The sequence below is a fragment of the Acinetobacter sp. UBA1496 genome, assembly GCF_002324975.1.
Lineage (GTDB): Bacteria > Pseudomonadota > Gammaproteobacteria > Pseudomonadales > Moraxellaceae > Acinetobacter > Acinetobacter variabilis.
Window position 1 is genome coordinate 1 of the sequence record NZ_DCRI01000064.1, and the last position, 19878, is coordinate 19878.

Consider the following 19878-nt stretch of genomic DNA (forward strand, 5'->3'; position numbering starts at 1 on the left):
TTTCGCAAGAGGTCTAATAATAAAAAAGAAAATTTTCATGTTGCAATGGCTGTGTCTGGGCTGGATTTTAGGTCTGGCCTGTATGGGAAAAAATTTCCTCAATATTCATTTAAATCCAATAACAGTCATATTTCTCACAGTACTTTGCTATCTGTGTGGTTTTAAATGTAATGCGATTCTGAAAAAGCCCTTACATAAAGGATTGCTGGTAGGCACCTGCATTCTAATCGGGATATTTTTGGGACATGGTTATGCCAATCAACAGCTCAGCCAACGGCTATTAAATGTTGAGCATGAAGTACAGCAAAAAGACATTATCGTTTATGTTAAACGCTTGAATAAACTCGGTGATCAATCTATACAGCAGCCTTTGGAAGTATTAAACCTCGATGGACGCACCGTGACCTGGATGGGTTTTCTATCTGTAAATCCTCTCAATACTTCACAACTATCAGCGAATCATGAAAATTTAAATACGCTTGAACTGGGTCAGTATTACCGGCTGCAAGGTCAGGTACGTCCTAATCACAGTTATGCAACGCCCGGTGCTTTTGATGCTGAAAAATGGGCACTGCAACAGAATGTGATGGCCGGTTTCCGGATCAAGCAGATAGAGCAACTTGATTCAGCTACTGTTTCTACACTGGGGCATAGTCAGTATATTCGAGAGCAAAGAGCTTTAACTCAGCAATTTCTACTTTGGGTAGAACAAAAACGGCTGCAATTAAGAGAGTTCATAGCAAAGCAACCTGTACAAAATAAAGGTCTGCTTCTGGCTTTGCTCACCGGAGATGAAAGCCTTTTAAATCCTGCAACTGAGCAGCAATTTCGACGTATGGGGATGAGTCACTTACTCGCGATTTCTGGCCCACATGTGCTGATCTTTGCCCTGATGGTCTGCTCCGTACTTCGATTATTCATTGCTCGAAGTATGCCTCAGCTTTATCTAAGATGGCCACGCCAGTATTTTCTGGCTTTGCCTTTTCTGTTTTGTGTGGTGCTGTACTGTGCCTTTGTGGGTTTTGAAATCCCGGCAATCCGCACTCTGCTGATCTGTATGATTGGCGTTCTTCTCATGCTGCTCCGACAAAATCTGCAGGCTTTAAAACTTCTGATTCTGAGCGCTGCCTTACTGTTATTCATTGATCCCTTTAGTATCTTGTCCGCGGCTTTCTGGCTGTCCTATGGGGCTTGTTTTGTATTGCTCAGAATTTATCAGACCATTCAACAGCGACCATCCGAGCAAAATCAGACAGCAATACAAAAACTGTATTTTGCAGCTAAAGTGCTGGTGGAATCACAGTGGAAAATCTTTCTCGCTTTATTTCCTTTAATGATGCTGTTTTTTAAGCAGATTGCTTGGATCACGCCGTTCAGCAATCTGGTCGCAATCCCTTGGATCGGTCTGCTGATTGTACCGGCCGATATTCTGGCAGCGATGATATTTTTTATCGCTGAACCGGTGTCAAGCATGCTTTTTCAGCTTAATGATCTGTTGCTGAATATCCTATTGGGCTTCTTAAATCTGCTGGATCACTGGTTTAAACCGCAGTTAATACCAGTTGCGATGAATCTCTGGATGATTGGTCTATGCATCCTGTCTTTGCTGATTTTATGCTTACCACGTGGAGTATTACCAAAATCCTGGATAGCTGTCGCGGCGGTACCAATTTGTATTCCTCAATTCTATCATCCACCATTTCAGCTTTCAGTGCTGGACGTCGGTCAAGGACAGGCGATATTCCTTCGTCATGAAATCCATAACATGATGATCGATATGGGCGGTTATTATGATGAGGAAAAATTTAGTATTGGAAAGCAGGTAATCATGCCATTTCTGTCGGTACAGGGTGTTTCTCAACTGGATCAACTAATTTTAACGCATCTGGATCAGGACCATAGTGGTGCTTATCACAGCATTAAAGACCAGCTCAAGATTCAGAATATCTATGCCAATGAAGTGACCGACACTGCAACCGCTTCAAACTTTCAATTATGTTATCAGGGACAGCAGTGGCAATGGCAGAATGATCTGCAGATTAGGGTCATTGCACCAAAACTAGAACAATTAAATACCGCTAATTTCAATAAAAATGACCTGTCTTGTGTGGTCTATTTGCAGCTCAAAAATGCCTGGCCTTATCAAAGTTTTCTGCTAATGGGAGATGCAGGTTGGCAGACTGAATATCAGTTACTCAAAGACTATCCAGATTTAAAAGTGGATGTTTTGGTATTAGGCCATCATGGCAGTCAGCACAGTTCAGCTTATCAATTCTTGCAGCATTATCGTCCTAAACTGGCGATTGCGTCTGCAGGAAGATTTAACCGTTATGGTCATCCAAGTCAGTTGACTCAACAGCGTCTCAAAGAATTGGATATTCCTTTATTGACTACAGCCGAGCATGGTAGTTTGCATTTCTCTCAGCAAGGAACTCAAATCATTCTAGAAACTGAAAGAAGTCGCTGGAAATGGTTACAAAAACAAAATCTAACTGACTGATTCTACAGATAGTTTAACAGGAGCCGGATTAGAAGTTCTTAACTGGTTCACTTTGGACAAAGCTTGGTCATGATCAAGCTTATAAATATTTCCCAGATCTTCGTGAGCTCTAAAGCGTTTATAGCTCCAGTGGTAATGTTCAGGATGACGCTGAATTAGGTTTTCAATCGTGTTGATGATGATGCCTGTACCCTGATTAGCATCTCCCTGATAAATTTCTTCATCTATGGCTTCGATATGAATATCAAAGCCAGCATCCTCATTACGCAGGGCATAAAGGAACAGGGCACGAGCTTTAGTTTTCTGGATTAGCTTGGCGCTCAGATTACTGGTAGCTAGAGGAACACCAAAGTAAGGAATATATTCACCGCCAACGTTGGGTGTATGATCCGGCAGAATGACAGTAGTGCCACCTTGCTTCAATGCCTTGAAAATCTGTCGTACACCAGACTCATCTGTCGGCACCAGATTGGCCTGTTCGCGGCTACGAGCTGCACGTACAAACTGATCCGCTGCCTGATTTTTTACAGGCTTATACATGATGGTCATTGAAGTGAATTGTGCAATATAGGCATTCATGATTTCCCAAGTGCCAAAGTGCGGCACAATCAATACCAGACCTTTATTTTGTGCTAAGGCTTCATGTAGTAAATCTTCGCCTATAACTTTATGCACTCTCTCAATATTTTTCTGATTACTCGAACCCCAAATACTAAAAAATTCAAAATAAGACATCAGTTCATTGCGAATCGCAGCACGGGTAATCCGTTCTCTTTCCTGGTTCGACAGTTCAGACAAACTGATCTCAAGGTTCAGGCGAATTACATCAGAAGTTTTAGAAACCTTAAAAATATTAACGATTAAGGCAAGAATCCGCGCAATCCATCGGGAAACTGAAAGCGGTTGGCGGCTAATATATTTGAGTAAACCGTAAGCTGAATTCTTTGAGCTGCGTTCAGTCATTGAGTTGTAATATTGATAAAATAAAAAAGAATAGCATTTATTATAGGCGAAAACGGTTTCTTTAGACAGAATTACCCTTTTCGGTGTATATAATGGGTTCAATATAAATTAATTTATTGGATTATTTATGTCCGATTGGCCACCAAAACCTGAAAATCAAATACAAAATACGCAACAACCAGTTCAACCGACTGGCCCCGAATGGAAACTGCTGGAAAAAGCAGTTTTAGCTTCAGTAGAAGAGCAACGACGGGCACGTCGCTGGGGGATCTTCTTTAAATTTTTAACCTTTGCTTATCTGCTGGTTGTCATTCTTGCGCTGGGTAAAGGCTGTAGCATGAGTGCTTCTGATCCGAGTGCAGGCGCAGGTGCACACATTGCTGTGGTTGATATTATTGGTACGATTGCCGCAGACAAGCAAAGCGTAAACAGTAGCAATACCATCAAATCACTCAAAAAAGCCTTTGAAAACAAGCAGAGTAAGGCTGTTGTTCTAAATATTAATTCACCGGGTGGTTCACCAGTCCAGTCAGATGAAATCTGGCAGGAAATCCAGTATCTGAAAAAACAGTATCCTGAGAAAAAACTCTATGCCGTAATTGGTGATACCGGAGCTTCTGGTGCTTACTATATTGCATCTGCTGCAGATGAAATCATTGTCAATCCATCGAGTCTGGTCGGTTCAATTGGTGTGATCATGCCGAACTATGGTGTGAATAACCTGCTGCAAAAACTTGGAGTTGAAGACCGCACCATGACTTCAGGTGAAAATAAAGCTTTACTGTCAATGACACAGCCGGTTGATCCTGCGCAAAAAGCGCATGTACAAGGCGTACTGGATAATGTGCATGGTCACTTTATTAATGCTGTAAAGCAGGGGCGTGGAGCGAAATTAAAATCGACTGATCCTGCTATTTTCTCAGGTCTGTTCTGGACTGGTGAACAGGCGGTAAAATTGGGTATTGCAGACCGTATTGGCAGTTTAAATACTTTGAAGCGCGAACTAAAAACTGAAAAAGCACTTAACTACACCATTGAATATAGCCCATTTGAGTCAGTACTGGGTCGTATGGGCTCATCGATTGGTGAAGGAATTGCAACTTCAGTGTCACAGAAACTTCAGTCAGAAAATAAAACGACATTACAATGAAACCATTGATTCATTTTGCGCACGCCAATGGTGTGCCATCTAAAGTCTATCAAAAGCTGTTTGAAGGACTGCAAGATGATTACGATATTATCTATGTGCCGCCATTAGGGCCTGATAAGCGTTATCCGATTGATAATCACTGGAAAAGTCTGACTCAGCAGGTGATTGACAGTATTGTACGTCAGTCTCATGGACGTCCAGTGATTGGTTTGGGGCATTCATTAGGTTCAGTCCTGAGTTTTCAGGCCTCCTTACAGCGTCCGGAACTTTTTTCGCAAATGATTATGCTTGATCCACCGATGATCATGGGTAAAGAAGCCTTGGCGTTGCATATTGCAAAAACTTTCCGCTTAAAAGCACTGGACCAGATGTCACCTGCAGGTTTGTCGAAACGCCGTCGTGATCATTGGGAGTCTCGGGAACAGGCAGCTGAACTGTTACGTCCAAAAGGCTTTTATCAGGATTTTGATGCAGATTGCTTCCAGGCTTATATTGACTATGCCTTAAAGGATGATCCGGTTCGAGGTGGAGTTGAACTCACCATTCCTAAAATGGATGAAGTAAATATCTTTAGAACTAATCCATCGCTATGGTGGTTACCTCAGGCTAAACCAAAAGTACCAGTGCATCTGGTGGTTGCCAAGAAAGGTCCATTTTTGGCGCGCAGATTTCCGCAGCAAGTGCAAAAGAAATTTGGCATTCCATTTACAGTGGTAGATGGTGGGCATATGTTCCCATTGGAGCAGCCTGAGCAAGTCGCAAGTCTGGTCAAACAACTGATTCAGCAACAGTCTGCTTAAAGTTCATCTCATCTAAAGAAATAAAAAAACGCATCCGAGGATGCGTTTTTTTATATTTGGACTTTTAGAATTTGCAGAATTGAACGGGTTCCTGCATTTTTGCATTACGGTACAACACACCTTGTTCAGTATGCTGAATTGTCCCATTACAGATCCATTCTACCACTTGTGGGTAAATCAGATGTTCCAGTACATGTACACGCTGAGCTAAAGTGTGAGTCGTATCTTGATGCGATATTATTAACACACCCTGTGCTAAGGCTTGCCCAGCATCCAGTTCGGGAGTGACATAATGCACTGTACAACCATGCAGAACATCACCGGTATTCAGGACGCGCTGATGGGTATGCATGCCTTTGTAATATGGCAAAAGGGAAGGGTGAATATTCAGCATTTTCCCTTCCCAGGCTTTCACAAATTTTTCACTTAAAATTCGCATAAAGCCCGCAAGTACCACTAGATCAACATTCCAGTCCAGAAGCTGCTGATGCATGACATCATCAAAAGCTTCCCGGCTTGGATACTGCTTATGTTCAATGACTGCAGTCGGAATTCCTGCTTTATGAGCGCGCTCTAAAGCAAATGCTTCAGGCTTGTTGGAAAGCACCCCGACAATTTCTCCTGACAGATTGGCATCAATCAGGGCTTGCAGGTTCGATCCACTGCCTGAAACAAGTACAGCAATTTTAATCATGCGAAATTACGCGAAGATCACACGGATTTTTTCGTCAGTGCCTTCTACAGACTCGGCATTATCTGCAATGTGACCCATTGCCCATGCTTTCTCGCCCAAACCGTTGAGTAACTCTACAGTTTTGTCTGCTTCTGCTGCATCAACAACAAGAACCATACCTATGCCACAGTTAAAGGTACGATACATTTCGAACTGCTCTACACCGCCTTCACTTTGAAGAAGTTTGAACAGCTCAGGCCACTCCCAAGAAGATTCATTTACGACTGCTTGAGCACCGTTTGGTAATACGCGAGGCAGGTTGCCTGGTAAACCGCCACCAGTGATGTGTGCCATTGCATGTACATCAACCTGTTTTAGCAGTTCAAGAATCGATTTTACATAAATGCGTGTTGGCTCCATTGCAACATCAGCAAGTGGACGACCATCAACGATTTGATTCAGGTCAACATTTTTAACTTCAAGAATTTTACGAAGCAAAGAATAACCGTTTGAATGTGCACCCGAAGATGCAACACCAATGAGTACATCACCCGCTTTTACTTTAGAGCCATCAATAATTTTGCTTTGCTCAACTACACCGACACAGAAGCCTGCAAGATCGTAATCTTCACCTTCGTACATGCCTGGCATTTCAGCAGTTTCACCACCAACCAGTGCACAGCCAGCAAGTTCACAGCCAGCACCGATTCCTGTTACGACATTTGCAGCCACGTCCACATTTAGGTGACCAGTCGCATAATAGTCCAGGAAGAAGAGTGGTTCAGCACCACAAACGAGAAGGTCGTTCACACACATTGCAACCAGATCTTGACCAATGGTGTCATGACGGTTCAAATTCAGTGCCAGACGTAATTTTGTACCAACACCATCTGTGCCTGATACGAGAACAGGTTCTTCATAACCTTTAGGGATTTTACAAAGGGCGCCGAAACCGCCTAATCCGCCCATTACTTCAGGACGTTTAGTACGCTTAGCGACGGACTTGATTCGGTCGACTAACGCGTCTCCCGCTTCAATATCGACACCTGCATCTTTGTAGCTTAAACCAGTGTTTGGGGTAGAAGTTGAGTTGCTCATAATGAAGTCTCCGCATTCGCGCGGGGGATTATAACCTGAATATGCAAAACTCTTATGGTATTTATGCCCTAAAATGCTATCTTTATTAAAATATTTTACTTTTTATAACGATTAATAGAGAGAAGGCGAAACTTTATGGTAGATCGCACATTGCGTCGCGTGTTTATCCTAGCTGGGATAGCTTTGTTGTTGTGGATTCTATATTTACTAAAACCCGTTGTAATTCCATTTGTTGCAGCGTTTTTAATGGCTTATCTGTTCAGCCCGCTGGTAGATAAACTGCACGATATCGGTCTGCCACGTTGGCTCTCTATTAGTATCGTTTTTACTGGAATCGGGATCGTTATGATTCTGGCGATCTGGTATCTGGTCCCGCTGATCTGGCAGCAGCTGATTTATGCGCGTGACAATATACCTGCGGTCATTGGCTGGATTAATTCAACCTTTTTGCCGTGGCTGTCGAATACCTTCAATGTCGTTGAAATGGAAATTGATACCACACAGATTTCTGATGTGGTCATGGACTATGTGCAAACCAATTATAGTGCCGACAGCATTCAGGCCTTCCTGCTACGCCTTGCACAATCTGGAATTAACTTTCTGCAGATTGGCGGTACGATTGTCCTGATTCCAATTATTGCATTCTATTTCCTGCTGGATTGGGATCGTATGCTGGAAAGCTTACGTCGCCTGATTCCACGTCCTTATGAACAAAGTACATTAAGAATCGTCGGTGAATGTCACAGTGTACTTGGGGCCTTTGTGAAAGGACAATTTCTGGTAATGATTCTGCTGGGGATCGTTTATGCGATTGGTTTGCAATTGATTGGTCTTGAAGTTGGTCTGATTATTGGCATGGTGGCAGGTCTGGCCAGTATTATTCCTTATCTGGGATTTGCGGTCGGGATTATTGCAGCTGTCATTGCGACCTTTCTGCAATTCGGGATTGACTGGTGGCAACTGGTTCTGGTGGGTATCGTATTTATGGTCGGTCAGGCAGTAGAAGGCTATGTATTACAGCCATTCCTGCTCGGCGATAAAATAGGTTTATCTCCAGTTGCTGTGGTTTTTGCGGTATTGGCGGGCGCACAACTGGCTGGCTTCCTGGGAATGCTGATTGCTCTACCAGTTGCAGCGGTAATTGTGGTTCTGCTGAGACATGCACGTGAATATTATGAATGCACATCATTTTATGGCAATCAGGCAGTCGTTATGAATGATCCGGCTACAGGTTCCATAAGCGTAGAAACTTCAGACTTAGATGTTGATATTGAAATGAAAAAAGTCAGAAGCAAAACCACTGCAAGAGGGAGAGAAATCAAGTAAGATGGATGTACCTCTTCATAAAGACTCATAAGGCCATCAGAATCATATGCGTCAATTGCAGCTAGATATAGAACCTCAACTCGATGCCCGAATTAGTGATTTTTCGGGCCCGGGATGGGGTCATGTAATTGACGCAGTCCGACAGCTGCATGCAGGCCTAATCAGCCGCTTTTATGTGTATGGTGGAGCTGGAACAGGGAAAAGTCACTTACTCTCTGCCATTTGTGATTCTTATCTGGAAATCGGCAAAACCGCTATACAGGTGTCTTTGCTGGAACTTCTGGATGCACCCACTGAAGCGATTACTTCACTGGACCAGTTTGACTTGATCGCACTGGATGATATTGAAGCCATTAGTGGGGTTCCACACTGGCAACGCGCCGTTTTTCACTTGATTAATTATAATGATGAAGGCGGTGGTCAGTTGGTATTTTCTTCCCGTTTTGCGCCCATTGAATTAAAACTTGAATTGCCTGATTTGCAGTCCCGACTCACGCAGGCAGTCAGTGTTCGTGTCCCAAATGGCAGTCTTTATGCTGACCGATTTGCCTTGGTATCCTCGGTATTGGACCGACGTGGTATTCATCTTGACCCACAGATTTTTGATTATTTGCTGAATCACGGACCACATCAAACTTCCGTACTTTTGCAAACATTAGAACAGATTATTCAATTACTTAAAGGCGAAAAGCTGAAAGTCAGCAATGCTAACCTGCGGCAGATTTATGCATTAATTGATGAATATCGTTAAATTATAAAACATCTTGAGTAATTACTCAGTCTATGCGAAAGTAAGGCAAAATAATTCGCTGTTGCAAGGAAGATGCAACTTTAGAAGAAAAAGAAAGAAATAAAAAATTAAGGAGAAGGGTATGCTCAAGAAGAGCATAGGCATGGCTTTGCTATGTATGGCGGGGCAGGCATATAGTGCAGAAATTATTGTAACTACCACAGAAGACATTGAAAAAGATGACAAGGAATGTTCACTTCGAGAAGCTGTTGAATATGTGAATCGTGGCCTGGCTAAAGAAGGTTATATGGGCTGTGGTGGCGAAAATGCTATTGGCACCATTATCTTAAAAGAAAAAACGACCTATGTACTGAATAAGCATATCCCGATCAAGAAATCAGTAACGATTAAATCTATTGCAGAAGTAGATGGTGAATTTAGTAGTACCGATAAGGTAATGGGGTTATATAACGCTCATATTCAAATGAAAGGGACAGATAATCTCTTTCGTATTAGCAATGATGAAGAGTTGATTCAAGTCAATTTAAAAGAACTCGACCTTGAAGGTTGCGGTAAAAGCAGCTGTGCCGAACAAGGTGGCCTAATTCATAATAAAGGTAAATTGATAATTGATTACAGCCGCTTATACAAGGGGGCTGCGAGTCAAGGTGGTGCCATTTATAATGTGGGGAAATTTGGCCAGAATCTGATTGCTTTTGCCGAAATAAAAACCAGCCTGATTGAAAATAATCAGGCGCAACAGGGTGGCATACTCTATAGCCAGCTTCCATACTTTCTGGTCTATCAAAGCGTTTTAAAGAATAACCAGACGCTTAATAATAATACTAGCAATATTTATACAGCGGGCCAAGTCGATAATCCTGCCGATATTCAATCCATTAATGCTGAAGTCCTAAGCAGTACCCTGTTAAAAAATAAGGGAGCACTGATCAATGTGATTGATGGGGTGGGAATCAATAACCTGACAATAGTGGATAATACGGGTACAGCACTACGTATGAATGCCCCGAATGGTAAAGCCTATGTGGCGAATAGTATTATTTTAAGAAATGGTACGCAGGATTGTCAGATTGAAACTACGGATAAAAGTACGATTCACAATAATCTAGTGACAGCATCTTGTGGTACAGGTGATGCTGCGTATCCAAACCAGATCTGGACAGGTACTCGCTTGTTTGCAGAGGCTTCAGATCAAAGTGAAGGTGTCTGTCTAAATTTAAAACAAAATAATGATGCTATTCTATGTCCTTATAGCGTTCCTAAAGATCAGTTCTTGGGCTATCTACGTCCTCGTATCCTGTTGAATTATAATCAGGTCAGTGATTCACCGATTGTAAATAGAGGGACTAGCTACAATAGCAGCAATCCTTCAGTAAGCTGTGAGGCGGCAGACCAACGCGGTGTAGACCGTTTACTGGATAACTTATTTTGTGATCGTGGTGCGATTGAAATTACAGTTCCAACATCTACCAGTCTGGTTGGACAGGATCTTCTAAAAGGAGAGACTGCAAAGTTTTCAATTGAATCTGCTTTAGGAGATAGTGATTTAATCCCTAAAGAACAATGCAATAATATTATTGGAGAGAATCCAAAGGGTGAGCCTTGGCAAGATGGCTGCTTACAGGTTATCCAAACCAAAACTGTTTCCAAGGGCAAAACAGTCATTGATATTGATGGGAATGTGGTTTATACCCCAGATTCACAATGGCATGGTGCTGACATTTTTGAAATTCAGGTAGTTACTTCATCTACACGATTTAATAAGTCTAAACCGTATCTGGTTTTAAGTACCCAGATTGTACAGGAACCCAAAAATGAAATGAAAGACAAGTCTGTGAAAACCTCTGGTGGGGCATGGGGAATCGCTGGCTTAATGGGCTTGATAGGGTTGATCGGCCTACGTCGCAGATTAAAAGATTAAGGAAAAATCATGAAAAATTATAAAAAAGGACTGCTTGCAGCCATGATTTTATCTGCCATGAGTTTAATGGCAGCCGAAGATAAAACCATATATGTCACTACATTTGCTGACGAGGATGGGGAAAATACCAGTGCGTGTTCCCTGCGTGAAGCTATTAAGACGGCCAAGCTGGATAAATCCTATGGAGGGTGTAATGTTGGCCGTACATTGCGTAATGACGGTTCCGCTCCAGATGTCATCCAACTCGAAGCTGGGGAATACAAACTCAATAGTGAAATTATTGTTGAATCCCATGTCAATATTTTGGGAAAATCACCCTTCAATTATACTCAAAGAAGTCCTATTACCTTTTTATATCCAATACGTGAGGCTTTAACAACCACCATTTCAGGCCAAGGGAAAACCCGCTTATTTAATACGGTCGCTAGCCAAGCCAGCATGGTGGTAAATGGTATCATCCTGAAAGATGGTTATGCTGCAAAAACTAGTCTGGATAAAGGTAATGGTGGAACATTTTATGTCGCCGGTCCTCTAAGCCTCGTGAATAGTGAAATTGTAAATTCACGAGCGGCTGCAGAAGGGGGAGCAATTTATGCAGTGGCAATGAATAATGAAAAAATTATCAGGATTCAGGATTCCTTAATTCATCAGAATAAAGCAGCTACATATGGCAGTGTTTTGGCCATGGATTGTGTGGGGAATTTGGGCAGTACAGAGACCAAGCTAGAAATTAGTGCAAGCAGCATTGTCAAAAATGGTTCTACTGATACGGCCAGTATTCTGGACTTTTGTGGTTATGCCAAAGCTGATATTAGTAACTCTACAATTGCAAAAAATACGACCAGTGCCACAGGTCATATTTTCCGAATGGCCAATGAAATCAGCCGTCCATTAAGTTCTTTCTTCACTTTTAGTGCCATTAATAACACGATTGTCGAAAATACTGCTCGCTCTACCATCTTTTATGACAATACTGGTAATTCGAGTCTGGCTTATAACGTGTTGGCCTTTAACCAGGGCTTGTCTTGTGAATATGCCTTGAATGGTGGAAACCCAAGTAAAGAACAGGATGTAGATTTATTTACTGCTTATAATGCGATCCATACAAGTGGTTCCTCGCGCTGTGTGTTACCTGAATTGGCAGAAAATAGTGTTTCAACGAATATTGATGTATCCAGTAATCAGATCACTGATCTGTTAACTGCTTATATCGAACCTTCTGTAAATAACCGTTATTTAGGGATGTATTATCCTATTGATCGACAATCGAATACAGATCTGGTCAATATTGGTACAGAAAGTTGTGAAGAAATTGATCAGCGTGGAATTGAGCGGTTAACTAAGGCAACATTGTTATTTAATCCGGATGCAAAAAATTCTTGTGAAATTGGGTCGATCGAAATCCGGAACTTAACTGCAGCAGATATTTCTGGTCTAAAAAATAGTTCTTTAACAGAGTTGCTGGATTATTATCAGGATAATATTGATGATATTAATTCTATTCTGGCAGATAAGAATACAAAAACTGAAGAAATACAGGGCTTAAAGGAAGAGCTAAAAGAATATGAGGATCTTTTAAAATATACCAAGCAATACCAGAAATATCGTGCCATATACGTTAATCCATTTAGTTTGGTCATGCCTCAAGAAACTTTAAATAATACTCAAGTACAAGCTAAAGCATTAAATTCACAAAATTATGAAATTACAGTGCAATCTTTAGGTGTAGGGTCTTTATCTGGATCAGGCAGTTCATTAATTGTTCAAGGTGCGCCTAATGACCCAAATTTAAAATGTGAATGGAAGCCTGATTTAAACCGTATCATGATGTATCGTACTGATGGCAAAGTAACCAGTCTCTCGGATACGGAGTATTGCCGTTATACAATTAAAGACAAGCAGACAGGTGCCAGCAGTACAGGTATTTTGCAGGGCGCATTTGTAAATATTAAACCGATTGTAAAAAATGACGAATATAGAATTAGCGCAGAAAACAATCTGACCGTAACTGTGAATCCCTTAGAGAATGACAGCGATGACGGTGATGGTCCACGGATGAATGGCAAGGCTGCTTTCTATCGTGATAAAGATGGTCGTGAGATTCCAATTCGTATTGTCAAGCTTCCTGCTGGAGTAAACCTTTCTGCAGAGCGAGAAGGACCATGCCCAGGGAATTTTGCAGGAGAAACCTGTTATGGTGGAAAATTAACCTTTAGTGTGAAAAATACTTTTAGTCAGTCAGATTATGATATGCAGTATCATGTTTTTGATGCGGATGAGTTGATGTCAGATACAGCTAGAATTAACTTAAAAAATACGGCTAAAAATACCAATACATCATCAAGTGGTGGTGGTTCATTTGGAATTTGGGGATTGTTCGGATTATTAGGTCTGGCAGGATATCGCCGAGTTAGAAAATAATTGCAGTATGAAAAAAAGCCTCCAGATGGAGGCTTTTTTAATTAATTAACTAAAATCAATGAGTTTTAGGTTGAGTGAGTTGCTGGTATTTCTGGATGTATTCTTCACGGATCGCCAGTCGTTCTTCTGGCGTTGCTTTTTGCATCCGCGCACCTAACTCCTTACGTTCCTGACTGCTCATCATTTGCCAGGTTTCACGCATACGCTGCTTTTCAGCTTCAGGAAGCTGAGTGAACCAGTCCATGCGTTGTTGTAAATTAATACGTTGCTGTTCAGGTATTTCTTTTAAGGACTGATAACGTTTGATTAATGCCAGTTGTTCGGAGTCAGAAAGGGTATCCCAGGTTTCATTGACCTGCGTATTGGCATCTTTGGAAAAAATCCAAAAACGTTCAAATCCCGCAAAGCTGGTTTGCAGGAAGCTGAATGCACAAAATGCAATTGCTAATCTTTTAGCTGCCATGTGGAACTTTGTCCTCACCTAAAACCATTAACATTTCCAGATCTTCAAGCATCTGTGGGGAGAGTTTGGGGGTAGATACTGCCTGAGTCTGAGGTTCGTTATGGCTGACAATATTCGGTAGCACTACCACGCCAGCAATCGCAGCAGCCAGAGCAAAGCCAGACATTTTTAGAAATGCAAAGCGTGAATGTTGTGCGTCCTGAATATGCTCCAGCACATGATTCATCACCACCGGTTTATCTTTGTGGTGCTGTGCCAGTCCATCAAGTTTGGAAGTTACTTGCTTTAAGAAATCATCTTGCTTCATTCGGATGATCCTCCCAGATATGGATTTAAGTGTGCTAGAGAGGCACGTAGACCTTGAATAGCACGGTGATAATGGGTTTTCACACTGCCTTCTGTACAGTTCATAATTTGCGCTGTAGTTTGAGTATCAAAGCCTTCCCAGGCTCTGAGCATAAATGCTTGCTGCTGACGCACAGGTAATTTGGCAATCGCCTCCTGAATTTCTTCAGCAGTTACTGCCTGATCCAGAAATTCTAAAGGTGAGGGCGTAGATTCATCTACCAGATTGTCAAATTCAACTTCGTCATCATCGAGGCTGACTTTTTTGAAAAAGGAAAATGGCTGGTTGCGACGTGCTTCTTTACGACGCCAATCCTGTAATTTGTTATTCAGAATCGTATAGAACAGGGGATACCACTCTTCAGTGCTTTTCTCTGCATAAGATTTATGCAAAGAAATAAAAGCTTCCTGAACCAGATCCATTGCGATTCCATGTTGTCCTTGAGTCGCACTTTCCATCATCACCAAAGCACGCCCAGTCACGTCCTGCATGAAATTTTTCAGGCGAGACTCAGCCGTACTCTTTAGAATACTCGCATCTTGTGACTGCAACGGTTTCGGTGCTAAATCCATAGAGATGGAAAATCCTGTCATTGGATACCCACCATTATTCCCAAGTTCATGTGCATATAACGTTGGGAATAACGATTTGGTTGACAATAAAACTTATTATTTTTGTAGTGTAATCTATTTTATAAATACACTGACTGGAATTAAAACAATGTAACCTAAATACCGTATTAGATACGTTGACGTACCATCTCAAAGAAACAGATAGAGCCTGCAATCGCAACATTCAGGGATTCCTGTCCACCTGGCTGTGGAATAGTCACCGCTTCGGCATGTTGCAGGGCATAGTCAGATACACCTTGACCTTCATTGCCCAGAATCCAGACGCAGGCTTTACGCAAGTCCTTGCTATACAGGCTGCTAGAACGATGTGAGCTGGTGACATATACCGGAATCTTGAATTGCGGTAAAAGGTCTTCTAGTGCAATATTTTCAAAAGTTTGCAAAGAAAAATGTGCGCCCATACCTGCACGTAATACCCGTGGTGACCAAAGAGATGCTGAACCCTTGGTACAAATGACCTGATCAATACCGGCAGCCGCTGCTGAACGTAGCAGGGTACCGACATTGCCGGGATCCTGCACATTTTCAAGGATCAGGGTGTCAGCCGTAAAATCAAGTGCCTGGCTTGAGCTTGGAATATCCACAATCGCCATACAGGCAATTGAAGTGCCTAAGGTACTCAGGTCTTTATAAAGCGATTCACCAATGACAAAGACCACACCAGTATATTTGTTTAAAATAATGTCGAAATCAGGATGCTCTAAAGCATGTTCAGTCGCGAAGATCGAATTGATTTTCTTGTTTTCATGTAACCATGCAAGACACAGGTGCGTGCCTTCAAGCACAGTCTGTCCTTGTTTTTTTCGATAAGAATTCTGTTCAATTAAACCGCGTAAGTGTTTGATTTTAGGATTGTCTTTGGATTCAAGGAAGATGGTTGGCATAAGAAGAAAGTCCACGGCAGTCAATCAAGGATCAACTGCCGTTTAAAAATTAGTGGTGGTAGCTGGTCACAAGCTCAACTTCATTTTTTGAGCCAATGATGACAGGAACACGTTGATGCAGATTTGTAGGTTCGATTTCAAGAATGCGGACACGACCAGTCGTTGATGCACCGCCAGCCTGTTCCATTAGCATACTCATTGGATTGGCTTCATACATTAAACGTAAACGACCTGCTTTAGTTGGGTCTTTTAAGTCGTATGGGTACATGAAGATCCCGCTACGGCACAGAATACGGTGAATATCGCCGACCATACAAGCAACCCAGCGCATATTGAAATCTTTGGCGCGAGGACCTGTTTTACCTGCCAGCAATTCATCGATATAACGCTGTACAGGCGCTTCCCAGTGACGCTGATTCGATGCATTGATTGCATATTCTTTAGTATCAGCAGCCACCTGAATCGCTTCAGAAGTCAGCAGAAACTCTTGAATTTCAGGATCGAAAGTGAAGAATACCACACCAGCACCCACAGTAAGTGCCATCATGGTTGATGGGCCATACAGGACATAACCAGCAGCAACCTGATTGACACCAGCCTGCATGAAGTCTTCTGCCTGGGTTACACTATTTTTTGCAGGAAGAATCGAAAAAATGGTACCCACACACATGTTGATATCAATATTACTTGAGCCATCAAGTGGATCGAACAATACTAGATATTGACCATTTTCCTGAGCTGAAGTGAATTCATCCAGTTCTTCAGAAGCTAAACCGCCTACATGTGGATGTACTTTTAATGCATCAATCAGATAATCATTGGAAATCACATCCAGTTTCTTTTGCTCTTCGCCTTGAACATTTTCATGCTGAGCACTACCTAATACACCCGCTAGAGCACCTTTTTGCAGGAGTTGGTCAATACGCTTGCAGGTATTTCCAACTGTTTCAATTACTTGAGCAAGTTCAGGTGTGAGGTTCCCGCTTTGTTGTTGTAGAAATTGGGATAAGGTGCGGTATGACATAAGGGAAAAACTCCAAGACTTATAATCGGGGGAAAAAGATCAAAACGATATACGGCTATATTTTAGATGAGAACGTTCGAAAAGGACAATTAAACTGAATTATTTGTTGTGATTTTGCCCTTGCAACTCCTGTGGAAAGTGCTATGTTGAATCAAAGGAAAAAATGATCATAGGAGCACAGAGATGACAACATTAAAGTTTGATGCGACTCCAACGCCGAGCGAAGCGATTAATCTCGATGAAATTTCTGAAGACAAGATGAAAGAAGCGTGGAAGGATTACGAAGCAAAACCTGAATATAAAAAATTCAATAAACATGACATGATTGAATCCATGCAAACTGCCGAAGAAGTTGAAGGCAAAGAGTAATTTTATTCTTGGATCTTCCAAATATCTTCCTAATAAAAAAGCACTCAATTGAGTGCTTTTTTATTAATGATGCATTATTTAAATGATCACTTATTTTAGTAGTGGTGGAACAGCTTCGTAGTTGATTTCTACACGGCGGTTTTCTTTCCATGCACTTTCATCATGACCAGGATTAACTGGCATTTCTTTACCATAGCTCACTGCTTCAAGTTGGCCTGCATTTACACCAGAAGTGATCAAGAAACTTTCTACTGCTTTGGCACGACGCTCACCAAGTGCCATGTTGTATTCACGTGTACCGCGTTCATCTGTATGACCTGTTAAAGCTACACGAGAGTTTGCATTTGCCATCAGGAACTGCGCATGGGCTTGCAGCGTATTTAAATCTTCATTGCTGAGTTCAGTACTGTCATAGTCAAAATGCACCACGCGTTTTGCCAAGAATGCTTTATTTTCTGCAGTAACGCCTTTTGCAGAAGCACCTGCCATGTTTTGTGCATTCAGTGCTGCATCTTCACTCAGACCTTGAGTATTCACAGTTGTTGTACCGGTCGTATCTAAACCGCCCGTTTGAACTTCAGCGGCAGGCTTACGGCTCGCACAACCTGTCATGACAACAGCTGCTGCTAAAAGTGGCAAGGCAAATAATTTTACTTTGTTCATCTTCATCTCCATGAAGTTTGATTATGGGGTAAAGGGTTTATCAATATAAAAATCTTATTTTGGTGCCCAAGCAGGTTCGCGGACTTCACCTGTTTCACTTGGCAAATTCATGCGGAACCGGCCATCGAGAGACATAATGGATAACAATCCACGGTTACCTTCGCGAGTGGCATAGACCACCATCTGACCATTTGGCGAGAAGCTAGGTGATTCATCCAGGCTGGTTGGCGTCAGGATATTGGTCACACCTGAGCTAATATCTTGTACAGCCACTTTATAGTTACTGCCACTTGGACGATGAACCAATGCAAGTTTCTTACCATCTGCACTTAAGGTCGCGCGGGCATTAAATGCGCCACGGAAAGTCAGACGTTTAGTACTTTCATTATTGAAATCATAGCGGTAAATCTGCGGAGAACCACCACGATCTGAAGTAAAGATAAATGATTTTCCATCTGGTGCATAACGTGCTTCTGTATCAATTGCGCTATCGTTAGTCATGCGTTTTAACTGGCGTGTTTCCAGATTCATCTGATAGATTTCCGGGTTGCCGTGCATAGATGCAGTGAACAGCATGCTCTTGCCATCTGGAGAGAAGCTTGGCGCACCGTTTAAACCACGGAAGCTGGCCAGCTTTTCACGTTGACCAGTCGCCAGATCCTGTACATAGATGGCCGGACGTTTGGTCTCAAAAGACACATATGCAATTTTTTTCGCATCCGGTGTCCAGGCAGGTGACAGGATTGGATCGCGCGAAGTCAAAATGGTCTTTGGCTGTTCACCATCCGTATCGGCAATCTGCAAGGTATAACGCCGCTCAGGCGTTGCCGGATTACGTAAGACGTAAGCAATACGGCCAGTGAAATCTCCCGGAATACCGGTTAATGCCTGATAGATGGCATCACTGATCATATGGGCTGCCTGACGGGTACGTGATGCAGGAACAGTCAGCAACTCATTCAGTAAATATTGACGTTTTTCGACATCATACAATTGATACTGAATGCTATAAGAACCATCCGGATTGGTCTTGGATGAACCGGTCACTACATAAGGTACGCCTGCAGCTGCCCATGCTTCAGCATTTGGCGAATTCAGTTGTGCTGTAGCAGGTAAATTCTTCGAGGCACTGGCAAATTTTCCAGAACGATTCAGGTCATTTTCCACCACAGGATAAATACTCTGATCCTGGCTAAAAGGCACAATGGCAATTTTAGGAGCAGCTTCAGGAGCTTTGGTAATTTCCAGATGTAGTTGAGCCTGAGACTGGGTCGCAGTGACCGCACCCAAAGTGGTCATGATTGCAAGGCAGAGTAGGTGTTTGCGTGTCTTTTCCATCATTCGTTATTTACTCAAATCAACGGAGTTATTTATAAGTGATTGGGCTATATCATCGCATGGATTTATGCGAAATAGACCACGAATTTATCATCAAACTGTTATATCACTATGGAGAGTGATTATTATTTAATCTGTTTCAATTGAAGTTTAACTCAAAAAAACAGCCATAACACTTTTTCTTTATTATGGCTGTTTTTCATTAATGAGCTGTAAAGGTTGAAGTAAAACTTCGTGCTTCACGGCGTGCATCCAGATCTGAAGGCATTGGATAAGGTGCAGCAGCACGTACTGCCGCTTCTACACTGGCTTTCATATCTGGATCACTGGCACTCACCACCACAGAAACCACAGAACCACTATCGCTCAAAGTGACCCGAGCAGTCGCTTTCTGGCCTGAGGAGCCCACAGGGGTATCCCAAGCACGTTTAATTTTATTTTCGAAATCACGTTTTGCAGTAGACGCAATCCGTTTTGATTCCGCTTTTTTCTGAGCAGCTTCTTCAGCGGCCTGTTTGGCTGCTGAAGCCTTGGCATCTGCCTCAGCTTTGGCTTT

The 19878-nt window shown here is 42.3% G+C and carries 19 protein-coding genes; 8 read left to right on the plus strand and 11 right to left on the minus strand.

The annotated features are described in order from the left end of the window. Positions 1 to 37: 37 nt before the first annotated feature. Positions 38 to 2500, plus strand: a complete 2463-nt coding sequence (locus B3143_RS07200) for a DNA internalization-related competence protein ComEC/Rec2 (RefSeq protein WP_104425884.1) — start codon at positions 38 to 40, stop codon at positions 2498 to 2500. On the opposite strand, the gene B3143_RS07205 is transcribed toward B3143_RS07200, so the two are convergent. After that, complete coding sequence (locus tag B3143_RS07205; protein WP_005236707.1) at positions 2489 to 3463, minus strand: lysophospholipid acyltransferase family protein; 975 nt, start codon at positions 3461 to 3463, stop codon at positions 2489 to 2491. The genes B3143_RS07200 and B3143_RS07205 overlap by 12 nt on opposite strands. 127 nt (positions 3464 to 3590) lie before the next feature. Between B3143_RS07205 and sppA the strand changes: the two genes are divergently transcribed. Together sppA and B3143_RS07215 are read left to right on the plus strand one after the other, a co-directional pair. Continuing rightward, a complete protein-coding gene (gene sppA, locus B3143_RS07210) occupies positions 3591 to 4613 on the plus strand; it encodes a signal peptide peptidase SppA (RefSeq protein ID WP_005236706.1) in 1023 nt (340 codons plus the stop codon). Next, on the plus strand, positions 4610 to 5413 hold the full coding sequence (locus B3143_RS07215) for an alpha/beta fold hydrolase (RefSeq protein ID WP_005236704.1): 804 nt from the start codon (positions 4610 to 4612) through the stop codon (positions 5411 to 5413). Before sppA ends, B3143_RS07215 begins: the two co-directional genes overlap by 4 nt. Before the next feature lie 64 nt (positions 5414 to 5477). Here the strand turns inward: B3143_RS07215 and purN are convergent, their stop codons facing one another. Beyond that, positions 5478 to 6107: a phosphoribosylglycinamide formyltransferase gene (gene purN / locus B3143_RS07220; protein ID WP_005236703.1), complete on the minus strand. Its 630-nt coding sequence runs from the start codon at positions 6105 to 6107 to the stop codon at positions 5478 to 5480. A 6-nt stretch (positions 6108 to 6113) separates the two neighbouring features. Further along, positions 6114 to 7184: a phosphoribosylformylglycinamidine cyclo-ligase gene (gene purM / locus B3143_RS07225; protein WP_286716587.1), complete on the minus strand. Its 1071-nt coding sequence runs from the start codon at positions 7182 to 7184 to the stop codon at positions 6114 to 6116. 135 nt (positions 7185 to 7319) lie between these two features. Between purM and cxpE the strand changes: the two genes are divergently transcribed. From cxpE to B3143_RS07245, 4 genes are all read left to right on the plus strand, one after another. Next, positions 7320 to 8510 (plus strand): chloramphenicol efflux transporter CxpE, encoded by a 1191-nt coding sequence (cxpE, locus tag B3143_RS07230; RefSeq protein ID WP_286739971.1) that lies wholly within the window; start codon positions 7320 to 7322, stop codon positions 8508 to 8510. A 46-nt stretch (positions 8511 to 8556) separates the two neighbouring features. Continuing rightward, complete coding sequence (gene hda / locus B3143_RS07235) at positions 8557 to 9261, plus strand: DnaA regulatory inactivator Hda (RefSeq protein WP_004784623.1); 705 nt, start codon at positions 8557 to 8559, stop codon at positions 9259 to 9261. Positions 9262 to 9382: 121 nt separating this feature from the next. Continuing rightward, a complete protein-coding gene (gene rbtA / locus B3143_RS07240; RefSeq protein WP_004784622.1) occupies positions 9383 to 11182 on the plus strand; it encodes a rhombotarget A in 1800 nt (599 codons plus the stop codon). 9 nt (positions 11183 to 11191) lie between these two features. After that, positions 11192 to 13603: a CSLREA domain-containing protein gene (locus B3143_RS07245; RefSeq protein WP_005236698.1), complete on the plus strand. Its 2412-nt coding sequence runs from the start codon at positions 11192 to 11194 to the stop codon at positions 13601 to 13603. 55 nt (positions 13604 to 13658) lie between these two features. Here B3143_RS07245 and B3143_RS07250 read toward each other — a convergent pair whose 3' ends face one another. The 5 genes from B3143_RS07250 to B3143_RS07270 all read right to left on the minus strand — a co-directional run bounded on the left by B3143_RS07250 (position 13659) and on the right by B3143_RS07270 (position 16952). Continuing rightward, positions 13659 to 14066, minus strand: a complete 408-nt coding sequence (locus tag B3143_RS07250) for a DUF3106 domain-containing protein (RefSeq protein WP_004784619.1) — start codon at positions 14064 to 14066, stop codon at positions 13659 to 13661. Beyond that, the gene (locus B3143_RS07255) at positions 14056 to 14373 is read right to left on the minus strand and encodes a hypothetical protein (protein ID WP_004784617.1); all 318 of its coding nucleotides are present in this window, start codon (positions 14371 to 14373) and stop codon (positions 14056 to 14058) included. The genes B3143_RS07250 and B3143_RS07255 overlap by 11 nt, the downstream gene beginning before the upstream one ends. Next, positions 14370 to 14984 (minus strand): RNA polymerase sigma factor, encoded by a 615-nt coding sequence (locus B3143_RS07260; protein ID WP_004784615.1) that lies wholly within the window; start codon positions 14982 to 14984, stop codon positions 14370 to 14372. Before B3143_RS07260 ends, B3143_RS07255 begins: the two co-directional genes overlap by 4 nt. Positions 14985 to 15151: 167 nt before the next feature. Further along, positions 15152 to 15928, minus strand: coding sequence for a TrmH family RNA methyltransferase (locus B3143_RS07265; RefSeq protein WP_004784613.1), 777 nt, complete (start codon positions 15926 to 15928; stop codon positions 15152 to 15154). 49 nt (positions 15929 to 15977) lie between these two features. Next, positions 15978 to 16952, minus strand: coding sequence for a class 1 fructose-bisphosphatase (locus B3143_RS07270; protein ID WP_005236696.1), 975 nt, complete (start codon positions 16950 to 16952; stop codon positions 15978 to 15980). Positions 16953 to 17135: 183 nt separating this feature from the next. Between B3143_RS07270 and B3143_RS07275 the strand changes: the two genes are divergently transcribed. Next, entirely contained in the window at positions 17136 to 17321 is a 186-nt protein-coding gene (locus B3143_RS07275; protein ID WP_004784609.1) for an NF038105 family protein, read from the plus strand. Between the two features lie 90 nt (positions 17322 to 17411). Here the strand turns inward: B3143_RS07275 and pal are convergent, their stop codons facing one another. The 3 genes from pal to B3143_RS07290 form a co-directional block, all read right to left on the minus strand. Continuing rightward, entirely contained in the window at positions 17412 to 17984 is a 573-nt protein-coding gene (gene pal / locus B3143_RS07280) for a peptidoglycan-associated lipoprotein Pal (protein ID WP_286716594.1), read from the minus strand. Positions 17985 to 18038: 54 nt separating this feature from the next. After that, positions 18039 to 19322: a Tol-Pal system beta propeller repeat protein TolB gene (gene tolB / locus B3143_RS07285; protein ID WP_004279114.1), complete on the minus strand. Its 1284-nt coding sequence runs from the start codon at positions 19320 to 19322 to the stop codon at positions 18039 to 18041. A 202-nt stretch (positions 19323 to 19524) separates the two neighbouring features. After that, positions 19525 to 19878: cell envelope integrity protein TolA (locus B3143_RS07290; RefSeq protein WP_286716596.1), on the minus strand; the 354-nt coding region annotated here is incomplete at its 5' end.

What these genes read in the sequence shown, in the direction of transcription:
- B3143_RS07200 (WP_104425884.1), top strand. Translation starts at nt 38, where the DNA reads ATGTTGCAATGGCTGTGTCTGGGCTGGATTTTAGGTCTGGCCTGTATG.
- B3143_RS07205 (WP_005236707.1), bottom strand. Translation starts at nt 3,463, where the DNA reads ATGACTGAACGCAGCTCAAAGAATTCAGCTTACGGTTTACTCAAATAT.
- sppA (WP_005236706.1), top strand. Translation starts at nt 3,591, where the DNA reads ATGTCCGATTGGCCACCAAAACCTGAAAATCAAATACAAAATACGCAA.
- B3143_RS07215 (WP_005236704.1), top strand. Translation starts at nt 4,610, where the DNA reads ATGAAACCATTGATTCATTTTGCGCACGCCAATGGTGTGCCATCTAAA.
- purN (WP_005236703.1), bottom strand. Translation starts at nt 6,107, where the DNA reads ATGATTAAAATTGCTGTACTTGTTTCAGGCAGTGGATCGAACCTGCAA.
- purM (WP_286716587.1), bottom strand. Translation starts at nt 7,184, where the DNA reads ATGAGCAACTCAACTTCTACCCCAAACACTGGTTTAAGCTACAAAGAT.
- cxpE (WP_286739971.1), top strand. Translation starts at nt 7,320, where the DNA reads ATGGTAGATCGCACATTGCGTCGCGTGTTTATCCTAGCTGGGATAGCT.
- hda (WP_004784623.1), top strand. Translation starts at nt 8,557, where the DNA reads ATGCGTCAATTGCAGCTAGATATAGAACCTCAACTCGATGCCCGAATT.
- rbtA (WP_004784622.1), top strand. Translation starts at nt 9,383, where the DNA reads ATGCTCAAGAAGAGCATAGGCATGGCTTTGCTATGTATGGCGGGGCAG.
- B3143_RS07245 (WP_005236698.1), top strand. Translation starts at nt 11,192, where the DNA reads ATGAAAAATTATAAAAAAGGACTGCTTGCAGCCATGATTTTATCTGCC.
- B3143_RS07250 (WP_004784619.1), bottom strand. Translation starts at nt 14,066, where the DNA reads ATGGCAGCTAAAAGATTAGCAATTGCATTTTGTGCATTCAGCTTCCTG.
- B3143_RS07255 (WP_004784617.1), bottom strand. Translation starts at nt 14,373, where the DNA reads ATGAAGCAAGATGATTTCTTAAAGCAAGTAACTTCCAAACTTGATGGA.
- B3143_RS07260 (WP_004784615.1), bottom strand. Translation starts at nt 14,984, where the DNA reads ATGGATTTAGCACCGAAACCGTTGCAGTCACAAGATGCGAGTATTCTA.
- B3143_RS07265 (WP_004784613.1), bottom strand. Translation starts at nt 15,928, where the DNA reads ATGCCAACCATCTTCCTTGAATCCAAAGACAATCCTAAAATCAAACAC.
- B3143_RS07270 (WP_005236696.1), bottom strand. Translation starts at nt 16,952, where the DNA reads ATGTCATACCGCACCTTATCCCAATTTCTACAACAACAAAGCGGGAAC.
- B3143_RS07275 (WP_004784609.1), top strand. Translation starts at nt 17,136, where the DNA reads ATGACAACATTAAAGTTTGATGCGACTCCAACGCCGAGCGAAGCGATT.
- pal (WP_286716594.1), bottom strand. Translation starts at nt 17,984, where the DNA reads ATGAACAAAGTAAAATTATTTGCCTTGCCACTTTTAGCAGCAGCTGTT.
- tolB (WP_004279114.1), bottom strand. Translation starts at nt 19,322, where the DNA reads ATGGAAAAGACACGCAAACACCTACTCTGCCTTGCAATCATGACCACT.